Source organism: Achromobacter sp. JUb104 (genome assembly GCF_024806975.1).
In the GTDB taxonomy this organism is placed as follows: domain Bacteria; phylum Pseudomonadota; class Gammaproteobacteria; order Burkholderiales; family Burkholderiaceae_B; genus Achromobacter; species Achromobacter spanius.
Genome location: NZ_JANUEY010000001.1, coordinates 1186108 through 1201324 on the forward strand (window position 1 = coordinate 1186108; position 15217 = coordinate 1201324).

The 15217-nt window shown below is 66.2% G+C and carries 14 protein-coding genes; 7 read left to right on the forward strand and 7 right to left on the reverse strand.

The window, feature by feature from the left end; all coding sequences use genetic code 11:
* Nucleotides 1–112: 112 nt before the first annotated feature.
* Genes M2361_RS05470 through M2361_RS05485 form a run of 4 tightly spaced genes read right to left on the reverse strand, consistent with a single transcriptional unit; the run spans nucleotide 113 to nucleotide 5438 of the window.
* Complete coding sequence (locus tag M2361_RS05470) at nucleotides 113–841, reverse strand: DUF2894 domain-containing protein (RefSeq protein ID WP_404976275.1); 729 nt, start codon at nucleotides 839–841, stop codon at nucleotides 113–115.
* Nucleotides 831–1481 carry an OmpA family protein gene (locus M2361_RS05475; RefSeq protein ID WP_259246755.1) on the reverse strand — a complete coding sequence of 217 codons (651 nt, stop codon included), beginning with the start codon at nucleotides 1479–1481 and terminating at the stop codon, nucleotides 831–833. Before M2361_RS05475 ends, M2361_RS05470 begins: the two co-directional genes overlap by 11 nt.
* Nucleotides 1478–4708, reverse strand: coding sequence for a DUF802 domain-containing protein (locus tag M2361_RS05480; RefSeq protein ID WP_259246756.1), 3231 nt, complete (start codon nucleotides 4706–4708; stop codon nucleotides 1478–1480). The genes M2361_RS05475 and M2361_RS05480 overlap by 4 nt, the downstream gene beginning before the upstream one ends.
* 10 nt (nucleotides 4709–4718) lie before the next feature.
* Nucleotides 4719–5438 (reverse strand): DUF3348 domain-containing protein, encoded by a 720-nt coding sequence (locus M2361_RS05485; protein ID WP_259246758.1) that lies wholly within the window; start codon nucleotides 5436–5438, stop codon nucleotides 4719–4721.
* Nucleotides 5439–5681: 243 nt separating this feature from the next.
* On the opposite strand from M2361_RS05485, the gene M2361_RS05490 reads away from it, so the two are divergent.
* From M2361_RS05490 to M2361_RS05510, 5 genes are all read left to right on the forward strand, one after another.
* The gene (locus M2361_RS05490; protein WP_259246759.1) at nucleotides 5682–6911 is read left to right on the forward strand and encodes a helix-turn-helix domain-containing protein; all 1230 of its coding nucleotides are present in this window, start codon (nucleotides 5682–5684) and stop codon (nucleotides 6909–6911) included.
* 31 nt (nucleotides 6912–6942) lie between these two features.
* A complete protein-coding gene (locus tag M2361_RS05495) occupies nucleotides 6943–7575 on the forward strand; it encodes a DUF6923 family protein (protein WP_259246760.1) in 633 nt (210 codons plus the stop codon).
* Between the two features lie 268 nt (nucleotides 7576–7843).
* Nucleotides 7844–8968 (forward strand): TRAP transporter substrate-binding protein, encoded by a 1125-nt coding sequence (locus M2361_RS05500; protein ID WP_100856047.1) that lies wholly within the window; start codon nucleotides 7844–7846, stop codon nucleotides 8966–8968.
* Between the two features lie 15 nt (nucleotides 8969–8983).
* The gene (locus tag M2361_RS05505) at nucleotides 8984–9610 is read left to right on the forward strand and encodes a TRAP transporter small permease subunit (protein ID WP_259246765.1); all 627 of its coding nucleotides are present in this window, start codon (nucleotides 8984–8986) and stop codon (nucleotides 9608–9610) included.
* On the forward strand, nucleotides 9607–11535 hold the full coding sequence (locus M2361_RS05510; RefSeq protein WP_259246767.1) for a TRAP transporter large permease subunit: 1929 nt from the start codon (nucleotides 9607–9609) through the stop codon (nucleotides 11533–11535). Before M2361_RS05505 ends, M2361_RS05510 begins: the two co-directional genes overlap by 4 nt.
* Before the next feature lie 66 nt (nucleotides 11536–11601).
* On the opposite strand, the gene M2361_RS05515 is transcribed toward M2361_RS05510, so the two are convergent.
* Nucleotides 11602–12435: a hypothetical protein gene (locus M2361_RS05515; RefSeq protein WP_310508890.1), complete on the reverse strand. Its 834-nt coding sequence runs from the start codon at nucleotides 12433–12435 to the stop codon at nucleotides 11602–11604.
* On the reverse strand, nucleotides 12321–12788 hold the full coding sequence (locus tag M2361_RS28995; RefSeq protein ID WP_310508891.1) for a hypothetical protein: 468 nt from the start codon (nucleotides 12786–12788) through the stop codon (nucleotides 12321–12323). Before M2361_RS28995 ends, M2361_RS05515 begins: the two co-directional genes overlap by 115 nt.
* Before the next feature lie 170 nt (nucleotides 12789–12958).
* Between M2361_RS28995 and M2361_RS05520 the strand changes: the two genes are divergently transcribed.
* Together M2361_RS05520 and M2361_RS05525 are read left to right on the forward strand one after the other, a co-directional pair.
* Nucleotides 12959–13471, forward strand: coding sequence for a MarR family winged helix-turn-helix transcriptional regulator (locus tag M2361_RS05520; protein WP_259246768.1), 513 nt, complete (start codon nucleotides 12959–12961; stop codon nucleotides 13469–13471).
* Nucleotides 13472–13557: 86 nt separating this feature from the next.
* Complete coding sequence (locus tag M2361_RS05525) at nucleotides 13558–14346, forward strand: HEAT repeat domain-containing protein (protein ID WP_259246769.1); 789 nt, start codon at nucleotides 13558–13560, stop codon at nucleotides 14344–14346.
* A gap of 50 nt (nucleotides 14347–14396) precedes the next feature.
* Here the strand turns inward: M2361_RS05525 and M2361_RS05530 are convergent, their stop codons facing one another.
* The gene (locus M2361_RS05530) at nucleotides 14397–15146 is read right to left on the reverse strand and encodes an SDR family oxidoreductase (protein WP_259246773.1); all 750 of its coding nucleotides are present in this window, start codon (nucleotides 15144–15146) and stop codon (nucleotides 14397–14399) included.
* Between the last annotated feature and the right edge of the window lie 71 nt (nucleotides 15147–15217).

Below are 15217 nucleotides of genomic sequence, written 5' to 3' on the forward strand. Positions count from 1 at the left end.
TTATAGGCAGCACGCGCGGTTGCTCGGATCGCGGGCTGCCTGTGGGGCGCGTGGGTAGGCTTATAGGTACGCCGGGGAACGCCGGGAAACGCCGAGGTACGCCTGGGTACGCTTACCGCGCCTTCGCCCGCGACGATTTCTTGGCGGCGCCTCGCGCGGCGTCCTTGGGGGCGGGGGCGGTGGCCGCGTGGATCTGTTCCATCCACATCAGCGCGTCCGTGTACGACAGGAACTGTTGCAGGTAACCGGGTGACAGCTCGCGCATCAAGGACAGCGCGCGGTGCACCAACTGGTTGGAATTGAGCGGACCGGCGTTCTTGTGCACCTGCTGCTGCGACTGGCGCACCTGCCGGTCAGCGCTGACGCGCGACCAGACGGCGCGAAAGTACTCCAGCATTTGCACGTCGGGGTAAGCGTCGCGCAGGCCGAGCGCGTCGCGGTTCCAGAGGGCGCCGTCCGCCGTGTTTTGGCCTGGGGCAGCGCCTGGGTCTGCCAGATAAGCCAGCAAACCGGCCAGCGCGCTGGGGGCGTCGTTGGCGGGCTCCGCTGGCGGTGGTGTGTTTGGCTCAATGTTTGGTTCGGCATCCGCCTCGGCCCCCGGATTGGCATCCGCATCGGCATCCGTCTCGGCATCCAGCACCTGCGCATAGGCGTTCATATACCCGGCCAGTTTTTCGTCCAGCAACTGCCGCGCCAGGCCATCCAGCACGGCGGATCGCCTCGCCATGGCTTGCAGGAAGCGAAAGCGCACCGGGTCTACCCGGTCGGCGCCACCCTCGCGCCAAGCGTCCAACACGGCCTGCGCGTCCAGCGTGCCCGGGATGCTGCCGTCACTGCTCACGCGGTTTTCCCGGTGCATCGGTTTGCTTGGGGATAGGCGTGATTTCCACCCGGCGATTCTTGGCGCGGCCGTCCTCGTCGGCGTTGGACGCCACGGGCTGCTCCGACCCGAACGCCGCCGCGAACACGGTGGAAGACGGCACGCCTTCGTCGATCAAGGCGCGCGTGACGGTCAGGGCGCGCTGCGCCGACAAATCCCAGTTGTCCGCAAAGCGGCGGTTGCCTTCACGCACCTGCTGGTCGTCGGTATAGCCGCTGACCATCAGAATTTCGTTGTGCGTCTTCAGGTACGCGGACAGCGGTTCGATCAGCGATTTCAGGATCTCGCGGCCTTCGGGCTGCAACTGGTCGGAGTTCAGCGCAAACAGCACGCTGCCGCTGATGCCGATGCGGCCATTGACCAGGGTCACGCGGCCCGCCGCCAGCGGGCCCGCCAGCGCCTGTTCCAGCGTTTCGCGGCGCTGGGTTTCTTCCTGGCGCTGCTTGACCTCTTCTTCCAACTGCGTCGACAACTGCAACTGCATGCCGATCACGCTGACCAGGATCAGCACGAAGGCGCCCAGCAGCACCGACATCAGGTCGCCGAAGACGGCCCAGGCGGGGGCGGAAGTCTCGATGCCGCCGTCGATGTCGTCGCTCATGCGGGTTCCGCGCTGGCGTCGGCGCGCTGGACGGCCAACTGTTGCAGGTTTTCAATAATCTGCTTTTGCGACATCAGGCTCAGGTCCACCACTTCGCGCGCCTGCGCCACGTAGTAGGACAGTTGCTCGTCGCCCCGCGCGATGGACTTGTCCAGCGCGGCTTCGATGCGTTGCAGGTGCGCCACCAGCGTGTTGTTGGACTCGCCGAACAACTGCACCGCCGCGCCGAACGATTCGCCCAGGCTGGCCACTTCCAACGCGCTGGTGGTGACGTGCGCCGCCACGTCGGTCAGCTTGCCGGTTTCGGCTTCGACGCGCTCGGTGAACTGCGTGCCCACGCGCTCCAGCAATTCGGCCGACGAGGCCAGCAGCGCGTCCACCGCCGAGCGTTGTTCGGCGGCGGTGTGGTTGACGGCGTTGAGCAAGGTGTCCAGCGTCTCCAGCAGCCGGTTGCGCTCTTGCAGCATGTCGTTGTCGCGCACCATGCTGTCGGACAGCTTCTGGCGCAGTTCGCCGATGACGTCGGCGGCGGCCTTCGGCGCTTCCGACGCGGCCTGCACCAGGCGGCCGATTTCGGCAATGGTCTCGCTGGCGTGGGCTTGCGTTTGCGCCGTGATGCCGTCCGCCGTTTGCGCCAGCGTGTCGGCCAGCGCGGCCAGCTTGGCGGTCCAGGCGGACAGGCGTTCTTCGTCCTTGGCGGCCAGCGCCGCTTGCAAGTCCGCGTGCGACTGGTCCAGCGTGTGCAAGAGCGAGGCCGAGTGCTGCTCGAAGGTGGCCGCGGCCGCCTCCAGCGCCTGCTGATTGGCCTCGGCCAATTGCTGGCCTAGCTGTTCCTGGCGCGTCTGCGCGTCGGTCCAGGCTTGCGTGACGTGGTTGGCGGCGGTTTCCAGGCGCGTGGACACGTTTTCCAGCACGCCCGCCTGCGCCTGGGCTTGCGCCGTGATCTCTTGCGTGGCTTGTCCCAGCGCCTGCGTCAGTTCCTGCTGGCGGGTGGCGGCCTGCGCGCCCGCCAGTTCCCATTCCTGGCCCAGCGCGTCAGCCATCGCGGCCAGTTTGGTGGTCCAGGCAGACAGGCGTTCTTCGTCCTTGGCGGCCAGTGCGGCTTGCAGGTCCGCGTGCGATTGGTCCAGCGTGCGCAGCAGCGCCGCCGAGTGCTGCTCGAACGCGGCGGCGGCGGTGCTCAGGGCTTGCTGGTTGTCGGCGGCCAGCTTCTCGCCCAGCTGCGCCTGGCGGGTCTGTGCCTCGGTCCAGGCCTGGGTCACGCTGCCGGCCGCGCTTTCCAGACGGGTCGACACGCTTTCCAGCAGACGGGATTGCGCTTCGGTCTGGCCCGTGACGTTCTGCGCGGTCAGGGCCAGCGCATCGCTGATTTCCTGCTGGCGCGCCACGCTCTGGTCGCCGGCTGCCTTCCATTCCTGGCCCAAGGTGGCGGCCATGGCGGCCAGCGTATCGGTCCAGGCGGACAGGCGTTCGTGGTCCTTCGCGGCCAGGGCTGCATGCAGCTCGGCATGCGATTGGTCCAGCGTGCGCAGCAGCGACGCCGAATGCGCCTCGAACGCGGCGGCCGCCGTCGTCAAGGCTCGTTGATTGTCTTGCGCCAGCTTCTCGCTGACCTGTTCGTGGCGGCTCAGCGCGCTGTTCCAACGGTCCGACACGCTGTTGGCAGCGGCTTCCATGCGGGTCGACACGGCTTCCAGCACGCGGGCTTGCGCGGCGGCCTGGGTGTTGATGTCGCGCACGGTCTGCGCCAACGTGTCGCTGATGGCCTGTTGGCGGTCGGCGGCTTGCGTGCCGGCCTGTTCCCATTCCTGGCGCAGCGTGGCGCCCATGGCGCCCAGGGTCTCGGCCCAGGCGGCCAGGCGTTGCTGATCGCGCGAAGCCAGGTCCGACTGCAGGAGCGTGTGCGAATCGTTCAGCGTGCGCAGCAGCGACGCCGAGTGCTGTTCGAAGCTGGCGGCGGCGGCGGTCAGCGCTTGCAGGTTGTCGCCCGCCAGCTTTTCGCTGACGCGCTCCTGGCGCGACAGCGCGGAAGTCCAGGCTTCCGACATATTGCCCGACGACGCCTCCAGGCGCGCGGACACGCCGTCCAGCAGCGCGGCCGAGCGTTGTTCGAAGGTTTCGGCAAAGCGATCCATCGAGGCGCGCAGGTCTTGCGCCAGCGTTTCGCTTGCGCGTTGCTGGCCGGCCAGCGCCTGGTTCCAGATGTCGGCCACATTGGCGGTGGACGCTTGGAAGCCCGAGGTCAGGCTGCTCAATTGTTGCTGCACGGCTTGCGCCACCGTGTCTTGCAGGCTGGCGGTTTCGCGCGACAGGCTTTCCATCGTGGCCTGTACGACGGGCTGCAAGGCCACCCCGGCGGAACGCGCGCTTTCGGCCACGCCTTCCTTCATGGACTGTTCCATCACCGACGCCAGCCGGGCGTAGGCGGCTTCGGCCTTGCCCTGGAAGGCGTCCTGGCTGGCCAATTGGCGGTCATTCATGGAGCGCGTCTGCTGCTCCATGTTCTGCATCATGGCTTGCAGGCGGTCAACCAGCGTCGGCATGGCCTCGGCCTGGCGCTGCATGACTTCGGCCTGGCGTTGCAGCAGCTTGAACGATTCTTCGCGCTGATAGCTTTGCGAATACACGCGCAAGGTCGTGGCGATCTTGCTGTCCAGCAGTTGCGCGGCCTGCACCCGTTCGCGGCGGCACAGCGCGGCCAAGAGGCCCAGCATGGCGGACGCGGCCACCCCGGCAATCGACGTGCCGAACGCAAACCCCAGGCCCTTGACCGGCGCGGCGAGCGACGCGCGTATGGCACCCAAGTCGGTCGCGCTTTCCAGCGCGATGCCGGTGCCGCGCAGCGTCACGACCATGCCCAGGAACGTGCCCAGCATGCCCAGCAACACCAACAGGCCAACCAGATAGGGCGCCAGGGCCGGGCCGGGCAAGCCCACCCGTTCGCCTTCCACGCGCAGGCGCGCGGCGTTGCGCAGGCTGGGGTGCAGTTGGTCCAGCCAGGAAGCCAGGCTGGCGGGGGCTTCGGACAGCGCTGCGGTGGACCGCGCCAGGCTGGACGTGGCTTGCTGATAACGCAGCAGTTCCCAGGCGCCGGCCAGGTAACAGACGCCTATCAGCAGCGTCACGGCCAGCGCAAGCGGGTTGGACCCCGCGTAGCCCGCGCCGATCCAGCCCACAACGGCCAAACCGGCCAAAAACACAACGAAATTGATCAGAGTCTTGGACATGGTGTCCTGGTTAGCTGGCGCGAAGGGCGGCAAGCAGCCCTTCCACCGGTTGTAAACGTACATCCAATTCGGCAAGCAGAACGCTGCGCATATCCTTGCGGAATACGTCCAGCCACGCGCCGGGAGTCGCGGGCTCTTGCGCTTCTTCGGCCAGGCGCAAACGCTCGAAATGCCCTTGCAGCAGCTTCGGGATCGCGCCCAGCAGGGTGCGTTCCTTGGGCAGCAACGCGCGGTCCATGATGGCGTCCACCACGGCCAAGCGCGTCATCTCGCCATTCCGGGCGGCGACCATGCCGCGCAGGCGGCTGCGCAAATTGCCCACGCTGGTTTCCATCGTGTGCTGCAAGGACACGTACCGCTGACGAAAATTCGAGTAATCGGCCTGGGCTTCTTCAACCGCCGCCGACGGCTTGGCCGGCGCCTGTCCCGGAACGAGCCGTTTGGCGCTTGTGGCCGCCGTATCGCTGGCGATGGCGTCGGCCAGCGTCGTGCGCACGCGCACGCATTCACGCTCTTCGGCGCTGCTGAACAGGCGCGCGCCGGGGGCGATCACCGGCGGGCTCGTGGTCAGGGCCGCGGACAGCGCGATCGCGTCCGTCCAACCGAGCCACTGGCTCAAATGGTCGGAAAGCGATTGCCTGGATTCCGGAACGTCGACGTCCGTCAGGCGAGTCAGCAAGCGAATGAGCGTCGGGCCGCTTAAACCTGTGCGCTGTGGGGCTTGCAACATACCACCAGAGTCAAAAAGGGGGGAGTTTACACGCTGGCAGGCTGCTTAAGGGCGGGTGGGGGAGGCGCTGCCTTAATAATGGGGTCGCATCATGGGTTGCTTGGTCATGGGTTGCATCTCCAGGGGTTGCATCATCAGGGGTGCATCGTCGTTCTGACGCTGGCTTGCCCGCATCCGCGCCACGGGCAGTGGTAGATTCAGTCGCAACCGGCATGGGGAAGGGTTGAAGGTGGCGAGACATCCATGGATTTGCTGATCACAAGCGCCGCGCGCGCCCTGGCCGCGGGCGACCCGCTTACCGCGCTGAACCACGTTGCGCTGCGCGATGACGCGCCCGCCCTGGCCTTGCGCGGCATCGCCATGGCGCAACTGGGCGACTTCGTTCGGGCCAAGGCCTTGTTGCGCCAGGCAGCCCGCGCATTCGGCCCGGCGCAGGCCGTGGCGCGCGCCCGCTGCATCGTGGCCGAAGCCGAAGTCGCGCTGGCCTCGCGCGACCTGACCTGGCCCGAGAAATCGCTGGCGGCCGCGCGCGCCACGCTGGCCGCGCAGGGCGACGCCATCAATGCGGCGCATGCCGCGTATCTGGCGGCGCGGCGCTTATTGATGTTGGGGCGCCTGGATGATGCCGAGCAAACGCTGGCCAGCGTGGACGGCAACGCGATGCCGGTCGCGTCCCGCGCCATGCATGAACTGATCGCGGCCGGTATCGCGCTGCGGCGCGTGCAGGCCGGCCGTGCCAGCGCGGCGCTGGCGCGCGCCGAACAGGCTGCGCGCGAGGCGGGCATCGCCGCCTTGCAGGCCGAGGTGGATCAAGCGGCTCAGACCCTGCGCGCGCCGGCCGCGCGTCTGGTCGCGCAAGACGGCACGCGGAACCTGCTGCTGGACGAGGTGGAATCGCTGCTGGCGTCTCCAGCGCTGATCATCGATGCGTGCCGCAACGTTTTGCGCCAGAACGGCCAGACGGCGCCACTGGCCAGCCGCCCCGTGTTGTTCACGTTGGCGCGCATGCTGGCCGAGGCCTGGCCACAGGACGTGACCCGTGAACTGCTGGTCGCCCGCGCTTTCCGCACCGGCTTTCAAGACGAGTCGCATCGCGTGCGGCTGCGCGTGGAAATCGGGCGTTTGCGCACCGCGATGCAAGGCATGGCGGACGTGAATGCCACGCGGCATGGCTTTGTGCTGCGCCCGCATGCGGACACGCAGGTCATCGTGCTTGCCCGTCCCGTCGATGTTGCGGACCGCGATCACGCGGCGGTGCTGGCCTGTCTGGTGGATGGACAGGCGTGGTCGAGTTCTGCGCTGGCGTTGGCTTTGGGCGCGAGCCAGCGCACGGTACAGCGCGCCTTGGATGCGCTGGCGGCGTCGGGCCAGGCGCAGCCGCTGGGCCATGGCCGCGCGCGGCGCTGGACGACACCGGCCGTGCCGGCATTCACGACAAGCTTGTTACTCCCGTCGCTGGTGCCCGGCCTGTAGCATGGATTCACCCCATTACAAGGAGCCAGACATGAAACGAAGCCAAGCCCAAATCCTGCGTGAATATGGTCCTTTCCCTGATGTCGACGCCGTCCATGGCGTGAGCTACGACGGCCGCCAGATCTGGTTCGCCACGGGCGACAAGCTGCTTACCCTGGACCCCGACAGCGGCGAAACGCCGCGCACGTTGAACATGGTGGCCAACGCCGGCACCGCCTTCGACGGCAAATTCCTTTATCAAATTTCCGACGGCAGCATCCTCAAGCTGGACCCGGCCAACGGCCGCGTGCACGCCACCATTCCCGCGCCCGGCGGCGCCGAAGCGTCGGGCATGGCCTGGGCCGACGGCTCGCTGTGGGTCGGCCAGTACCAGCAACGCAAGATCCACCAGGTGGACCCGGAGAGCGGCCGCGTGTTGCGCACCATCGAATCCAATCGCTACGTGACCGGCGTCACCTGGGTAGACGGCGAACTCTGGCATGGCACCTGGGAGAACGACGACAGCGACCTGCGCCGCTTGGATCCGGCAACCGGTGCCGTGCTGGAAAGCGTCGAGATGCCGGCGGGCGTGGGCGTGTCGGGCCTGGAGTCGGATGGCGCGGGCCGCTTTTTCTGCGGCGGCGGCAACAGCGGCAAGGTCAGGGCGGTGCGTCGGCCAGAGTAAGCCTGCTTCATGAGGGCATGCGCATTGCCTGGCCGCGCGGCAGGTCAGGCAATCGCGGCCCCCCCTTCATATGCACTAGCCCTCCTGTAGGGTAATTCCCGACTACAAGCTGATTGTCAGCCGTTAGTCAGGCAGGTTTAATCAGCACAAAGTTGCAAAGCAGTCGTAGCCCCGACACAGGGAAGCGCGCAGCAGGCGATCCCCGCGTCCTCGCAGGTGCAGTTACTACAAGCTGGTCCCATGTAGTCCACCAAGGAGACAAAAAGCCATGCAACACGTCACAAAGCCCCGCCGCAAGTTCATCTCCGGCGCTGCCGTCGCGGGCGCCGCCGCACTGGGTTTTCCTGCTGTTACCCGGGCGCAGAACGCGCCCATTTCTTTGCGGTTCCAAAGCACCTGGCCCGCCAACGATATCTTCCACGAGTTCGCACGCGACTACGCGCAAAAGGTCAACGACATGGCCGGCGGCCAGTTGAAGATCGAGGTGCTGCCGGCGGGCGCGGTGGTGAAGGCGTTTGATTTGCTGGACGCGGTGTCGGCCGGCACGCTGGACGGCGGGCATGGCGTGGTGGCGTATTGGTATGGCAAGAACACGGCCGTGGCGCTGTGGGGCTCGGGGCCGGCGTTCGGCATGGACGCCAACATGCTGCTGGCCTGGCACGAGTACGGCGGCGGCAAGGACCTGCTGACGGAAATCCAGAAGGCCATGGGCGTGAACGTGGTGTCCCTGATGTATGGCCCGATGCCGACGCAACCCTTCGGCTGGTTCAAGCGGCCGGTGACCAAGATCGAAGACGTCAAGGGCGCGAAGTTCCGCACCGTGGGCCTGGCCATCGACATGTACACGGCCATGGGTCTGGCGGTGAACGCCTTGCCGGGCGGTGAAATCGTACCTGCCCTGGATCGCGGCCTGCTGGATGGCGCCGAATTCAACAACGCGTCGTCTGACCTGGCGCTGGGCTTTCAGGACGTGTCCAAGATCTGCATGCTGCAAAGCTTTCACCAAAGCGCGGAGCAGTTCGAAATCATGTTCAACAAGGCCAAGTACGACGCGCTGCCGCCGCACTTGAAGCACGTGCTGAGCTATGCGGCGCAGGCCAGCAGCGCCGACATGTCATGGAAGGCGGCCAACCGCTATTCGCAGGACTACATCAAGCTGCAGAAGGAACACAACGTCAAGTTCTACAAGACGCCCGACGCCATCCTGCAGCAGCAGTTGAAGATCTGGGACGAGATGATCGCCAAGCGCTCGGCCGAGAATCCCCTGTTCAAGAAAGTGCTGGAATCGCAGCGCGCATTCGCCGAACGGGTGGGGCGTTGGCAGGGGGACACCTCGGTCAATTTCCGAATGGCCTACAACCATTATTTCGCGCGCAGCAGCAAGCCGGCCTGACCCCAAGGCCCACCGATGCTTCGTCTCGTCCGTCTGATAGACCGCGTCTCCACCTTCGTCGGCAAGACTTTTGCCTGGCTGATCGTCGTACTGACCCTGCACGTGTGCTGGGAGGTGGCGGCGCGGTATCTGCTGAACAAGCCCAGCGCATGGGCGTTCGACATGCAGATGATGTATTACGGCATCCTCTTCATGATGGCCGGCGCCTACACGCTGGCCAAGAACGGCCATGTGCGCGGCGACATCCTCTACGGCTTTCTGCCGCCGCGCGTGCAAGGCGGGCTGGACCTGATCCTGTACCTGGTGTTCTTCTTTCCCGGCGTGATCGCGCTGGTGTGGGCGGGCTGGTATTACGCCAGCTATTCCATTGCCATCGGTGAGCACTCGTCGCTGATGGCCAACGGGCCGCCCATCTATCCCTTCAAGGCGTTCATTCCGATTGCGGGCGCGGTGCTGCTGCTGCAAGGCGTGGCCGAGGTGCTGCGTTGCGTGCTGTGCCTGCGCCAAGGCGCATGGCCGTCACGCGAAGAAGACGTCGAGGAAGTGGACATCGACAAGCTGAAAGAGATGGTGCACGTGAAGGACGAAGACATCGCCCAACTGGACCGTTACGTGACCACCCCCGGGGAACCCCACCGATGAGAATCCACAAGGCGTTGTGGTTTGGCCTGTCCTGCATCGGGATAGTGCTGTTGATGATCGCCTTCCTGACCCCGTGGGGTGAGATCACCACGGGGCACATCGGGCTGCTGATGCTGGCGCTGATCGTGGTGGCCATCATGCTGGGCTTTCCCACGGCGTTCACGCTGATGGGCATGGGCGTGCTGTTCACGTTCCTGGCGTATTACATGCAAAGCGCCGATGCGGGCCGCTCGATCGGGCAGACGCTGGATCTGATGGTGCAGCGTACCTACGCCACCATGACGAACGATTCGCTGATTTCGATTCCGCTCTTCGTCTTCATGGGCTATCTGGTCGAACGCGCCAACCTGATTGAAAAGCTGTTCAGGTCCATGCACCTGGCGCTGGCGCGGCTGCCGGGCGCGCTGGCGGTCGCAACCCTGGCCACCTGCGCCATCTTCGCCACGGCCACCGGCATTGTCGGCGCGGTGGTGACGCTGATGGGCTTGCTGGCGATGCCCGCCATGTTGAAGGCAGGCTACAGCGTGCGCTTGACGGCCGGGTCCATCACGGCGGGTGGCTGCCTGGGCATCTTGCTGCCGCCCTCGGTCATGCTGATTGTGTACGGCGCGACCACCGGCGTGTCGGTGGTGCAGTTGTACGCGGGCGCGCTGGGTCCCGGCATCATGCTGGCCGTGCTGTACATGGTTTACGTGATCATCCTGGCCAAGCTGCGCCCCGACATGGCGCCGCCCTTGCCGGTCAGCGAGCGCGGGGTGCCTTTGTCGCCCGAAACCAAGACCTTGGCCGCCGCCGGATACACGCGCGCGTTGACCGGCATGGTGGCCGCCATGTTCAAGGGCCGCCGCAACCACGGCGTGTCGTTCGGCTTCATGCTGCGCAATATGGCCACGGTGCTGGCGCCGCTGGCCGTGACCGTGTTGCTGGTGGCGGTGGTGCACCATGGGCTGACGCGCCCGGTGGTGGAATACGAGATTCCCGCTGAACTGCAATTGGGCTCCAGTGGATTTGATTCCGGACTCAGCGAACCGCCGGCCGACGGCCTGGCCGAGCCGCCGTCGTCGGATGCCGGTGGCTTGTCGGAACCGCCCGGCACGCCCCAGGACTCGTCCCAAGCCGCACCCGAAGCCGCTGCCGCCGCGTCCGCCGCTGCCGCTGAAGACCCCAGCGTGCCCGCGCCGACCGGCTTCTGGATATTCGCCGCCATCTGCGCGGTGATGCTGGTGGTGTTCTACGCCGTGCTGACGTGGGCGCGGCTTGAGATCTTCAAGATGCTGATGGGCTCGTTCTTTCCCTTGGCGGTGATGATCGCGGCGGTGCTGGGCTCCATCGTTTTCGGCCTGGCCACGCCCAGCGAAGCCGCGGCCATGGGCGCCATGGGCGGCGCCTTGCTGGCGCTGGCGTACCGGCGCCTGAACCTCCCGGTGCTGCGCGAATCGGTGTTTCTAACCGCCAAGACCAGCGCGATGGTGTGCTGGCTGTTCGTGGGCTCATCCATCTTCTCGGCGGCGTTCGCGCTGCTGGGCGGCCAGCGCATCATTGAAGAATGGGTGCTGTCGCTGGGCCTCACGCCCATCCAGTTCCTGTTGCTGGCGCAGGCCATTATTTTCCTGCTGGGCTGGCCGTTGGAATGGACCGAGATCATCGTGATCTTCATGCCGATCTTCGTGCCGCTCTTGAACACCTTCGGCATCGACCCCTTGTTCTTCGGCCTGCTGGTGGCGCTGAACCTGCAAACCGCGTTCTTGTCGCCGCCCGTGGCCATGTCGGCGTTCTATCTGAAAGGCGTATCGCCGCCGCACGTCACGCTGAACCAGATTTTCCTGGGCATGATGCCGTTCATGGGCATCCAGATCGTGGCGATCTTCCTGCTGTACATGTTCCCGGAAATCGGGATGTGGCTGCCGACGGTGCTGTATCGGTAAGCGGCAGGCGGTAAGCGCGGGCGGGCGGTAAGCGATAAGGGCGCGCCCGGCCGGGGCGCGATCCCGCTATTCGCCAACCAGATACGCCTGCCCGCCCGGCGCCAGATACGGCGTCAGGTCCTTGAACGGCACGCTTGCGTGCGTGCCCAGGCATACGCCCATCGCGTGGCCCACGCCAGAGACTGACAGGGTCAGCTCGCCCGGCGCCTGGGTGCCCAAGGCCAGATAGCTGGGCCAAAGGTCAGAGCATTCCTTCAGCGATGTCTCTTCCGGGTTCTCGACGTTTGCGCCGGCCAGCGGCGCGCGCGCTTTCTCCACCAGCGCAAGCAGGGCGGGGCTTTCCTGGCGCCATCCGTTTTCGCCCGGCACGTATGCGTTCAGCACGCGGTTCCAATCCAGATAGCCGCCTTGCAGCAGGTCGAAGGTATAGGGCTCGAAATGATTGTCGGGATGCGCGCCACCGCAGTACAGGCTGCCGGACTCGGTCACGGTCATCAATGCGGACGACAGCCACTGCACGGTGATGGCTTCGTCGTCATAGCTGCCCAGCGTGCCGGCGGCGGGGTTGCCGTCGGTATACGCCGACGCCATGCAAGCCAGCGCAGCCAGATTCATCTGCCAATGGCGTTGTTCAAGCAGGTGGTTGATGCGCGCCAGCACTTGCGGGTCGGGGTGGCGGCTCAGGCGCGGGTAGCTGAACTTGGTGCGCGGATCGCGCCACATTCGGTAGGCGACGGCGCCCGTGCCGCTGTCGGGGCCGACCGGTTTGGCGTAAGCCGCAAGCTTCAGGGTTTCGTACGGGGCGTTGGTGGCATTGATGCCGACGCCGCGATCGATACCGCTGCCCGTGCCTCCGCTGATCGCGTCGGTAACGGCCTGCCCGTGCGCGCGTCGATCCATCGTCCGCGATAGCCGTCGGCGTCGCGCCGCCCTTGCCAGGTGGCCGCGGCGGCTGCCGGCGTGTCGGGGTCGATGCCGGCTTGCGCCAGGTCCTGAAACAGGCGGGGTTCGGTCAACGCCTCGGGCGTGCCTTTCAAGGGAATGTCGACGCCGTGCTTCGGATAGAAGTATCGGCCCGTCAATGTGCCGCCCGAAGACGCCTCACTATCCAGTTCCATCACCACATCGCCCGCGCCTTCGAGCGTGCCACGGTAAACGGTGCGCAACGCGGCGTCGGCCGGCGCGGCGCAGGGCGCCAACACGGCCAGTGCCAACGCGCCAAGCAGCAGACGGGCAGGAAGGAGAGGGATCATCGGATGGGCGGATCGCTAAGGGGAAGATCGGGATGATAGCGGCAGGGGGCTCGCGTTGGATCGTGGGACTTTTCAACGGGCAACCCCCGCGCTTGCCGTCTTATGATTAGGTGCCTTACTATCTGCCCGTGAATTGAACCAGGAATCTCGCCTTGCCCCCCGACCTCCCCATGCTTGAACCCAAACATCACGCGCTGCTGGACGAAGCCGCGCGGCGCGGCCTGGCCTCGGCCGACGATATCGGACTGTGCTTTCAGTTGTTGTCGCTGGCCAATGCCATCGACCGCGATTGCGCGGCGCGCCTGGCGCCCCGGCAATTGTCGGAAGGCAAGTTCGTGCTGCTGTTTCTGTTGCACGAGCAGACCGATGGCTTGTCGCCGCATCAGTTGGCGGACGGGGCGGGCGTTACGCGCGCCACCATCACGGGCCTGCTCGATGGCTTGACGCGGGACGGCTACGTGCTTCGCCAGGCGGGCCAGGGCGATCGCCGCAAGATCATGGTGACCTTGACCCCCAAGGGCAAGACGGCGGCGGCGCAATTATTCGACGAGCACACGGCCTGGATTGCGTCGCTGTTCGGCAAGTTGAGCGCGGCGGACAAGACACAACTAAGCGGATTGCTGGCGCGCGTCTGGCGCGGCACCGATGCCGGCCGCGCCGCTATCGCGCAGAGGCAGTCATGAGTACAGCCAAATCATCCACGGCCAAATCACTTACCGCCAGATCACGTACCGCCAGACCACGCACCGCCAGATCACCCACCGCCAACATGCCCACCGCCAAAAAATTGCCCATTGCCAAACCCAGCGGGCGTGGCGTCAAGGACATCCCCGCCGCGCGGCTGGCGCAGTTGAACGCGGGCGCGCCGGCCACGACGCTGACCGAATGCCTGGCGGTGGATTTCGCGGTGCTGATGAGGGCGGCGGCGCCGCAAGCCGGGCTCGAGGCCATCGCGCGGATGCAGGCGCAGGCGGCGCTTGGAATTTCCAAACGCATGGCGCTGGCCGCCGAACTTCTGGTGGAAGCCCTGGGCGCCGATTGCGACGCGCAGCTTGCCGCGTATGCGTCCGACACCGTGCGCGGCTGGGCCTGCTTCGTCATCGGCGCACTGCCGAACTTGCCCTTGCGCACGCGACTTGAGCGGATCCGCCCCTTGGCCGACGACTCGCATTTCGGCGTACGCGAATGGGCATGGCTGGCGGTGCGCCCGCGCCTGGCGGCGGATCTGCCGGCGGCCATCCAGGCCCTGCGCCCCTGGACCCAAGACCCGTCCGAGCGCGTGCGCCGCTTTGCCAGCGAATGCCTGCGCCCGCGCGGTGTCTGGTGCGCGCACATCGCGGCGCTTAAAGCCGACCCCGCCATGGCGCTGCCCTTGCTGGAGCCGTTGCGCGCGGACCCCTCGGTGTATGTGCAGGATTCGGTGGCCAACTGGCTGAACGACGCCGCCAAGGACCAGCCCGCCTGGGTGCGCGAAGTCTGCGCGCGATGGCTGACGGGCAAGCCGGCCGCCGCCACCGAACGCATCTGTCAGCGCGCGTTGCGTTCGATCGGGACGTAGCAGAGGGGGCTGCGATGATGAGTCAGAGCTGATGAGTCAGCGCTGATGAGTCAGAGCTGACTCATTCCCCCATCCACGATGATCTCGGTGCCCACGATGAATGCGGATTCCGGGGCGGCCAGATGCAGCACGGTCGAGGCCAATTCCTGCGGGGTGCCGAAGCGGCCCAGCGGGATCTGCGCTTGAATGCCGGCGGCCGTCTTTTCCAAGCTTGCCGCGTCCAGGCCCAGCTTGCCGTAGATGGGAGTGGAGATCGGGCCGGGGCTGACCACGTTCACTCGGATGCCGCGCGGCAATAGTTCCGCCGACAAGGTCTTGGCTAAGGAGATGAGCGCGGCCTTGCTGGCGGCGTAGATGCTGGATGCGGGCATGCCGATGTGGGCGTTAATGGAACCGTTCAGCACGATGGACGCTCCGGGGTTCAACAGCGGTTCCAAGGCCTGTAGCTGAAAGAACACGCCCTTGATGTTGGTGTCGAAAGTTTGGTCCCACAGGTCTTCGGTGGCCTCGGCCAAGGTGGCGAACTTGGCGATGCCCGCGTTGACGAAGACGGCATCCAGCCGCGCGTCCGCGTCTTTCAGCGCCTGGGCCAGCGCGGCGGATGCGCCTGGCGCTCCGGCCACGTTGCGGATGGCCAGCGTATTGCCGCCCAGGGTGGCCCGCGCCGCTTCCAGCGCGGTTTCGTCGCGCCCCGTGACGATGACGCGGGCGCCTTCGGCCGCAAACGCCTGCGCCGCCGCCAGCCCAATGCCGCTGGTGCCGCCGGTGACCAATACGGTCTTGTGTTCAAAACGGTTCATGGTGATCTCCTTGGGAGTCGTTCGATAAGGTGTAGCCATGTTGCGCCTGGGTGGGCGCTTTGTCGTACGAT

Coding starts and splice junctions, on each gene's coding strand:
- M2361_RS05490 (WP_259246759.1), top strand. CDS start 5,682: ATGGATTTGCTGATCACAAGCGCCGCGCGCGCCCTGGCCGCGGGCGAC.
- M2361_RS05495 (WP_259246760.1), top strand. CDS start 6,943: ATGAAACGAAGCCAAGCCCAAATCCTGCGTGAATATGGTCCTTTCCCT.
- M2361_RS05525 (WP_259246769.1), top strand. CDS start 13,558: ATGCCCACCGCCAAAAAATTGCCCATTGCCAAACCCAGCGGGCGTGGC.
- M2361_RS05520 (WP_259246768.1), top strand. CDS start 12,959: ATGCTTGAACCCAAACATCACGCGCTGCTGGACGAAGCCGCGCGGCGC.
- M2361_RS05480 (WP_259246756.1), bottom strand. CDS start 4,708: ATGTCCAAGACTCTGATCAATTTCGTTGTGTTTTTGGCCGGTTTGGCC.
- M2361_RS05510 (WP_259246767.1), top strand. CDS start 9,607: ATGAGAATCCACAAGGCGTTGTGGTTTGGCCTGTCCTGCATCGGGATA.
- M2361_RS05530 (WP_259246773.1), bottom strand. CDS start 15,146: ATGAACCGTTTTGAACACAAGACCGTATTGGTCACCGGCGGCACCAGC.
- M2361_RS28995 (WP_310508891.1), bottom strand. CDS start 12,788: ATGATCCCTCTCCTTCCTGCCCGTCTGCTGCTTGGCGCGTTGGCACTG.
- M2361_RS05485 (WP_259246758.1), bottom strand. CDS start 5,438: ATGTTGCAAGCCCCACAGCGCACAGGTTTAAGCGGCCCGACGCTCATT.
- M2361_RS05505 (WP_259246765.1), top strand. CDS start 8,984: ATGCTTCGTCTCGTCCGTCTGATAGACCGCGTCTCCACCTTCGTCGGC.
- M2361_RS05515 (WP_310508890.1), bottom strand. CDS start 12,435: ATGGATCGACGCGCGCACGGGCAGGCCGTTACCGACGCGATCAGCGGA.
- M2361_RS05475 (WP_259246755.1), bottom strand. CDS start 1,481: ATGAGCGACGACATCGACGGCGGCATCGAGACTTCCGCCCCCGCCTGG.
- M2361_RS05500 (WP_100856047.1), top strand. CDS start 7,844: ATGCAACACGTCACAAAGCCCCGCCGCAAGTTCATCTCCGGCGCTGCC.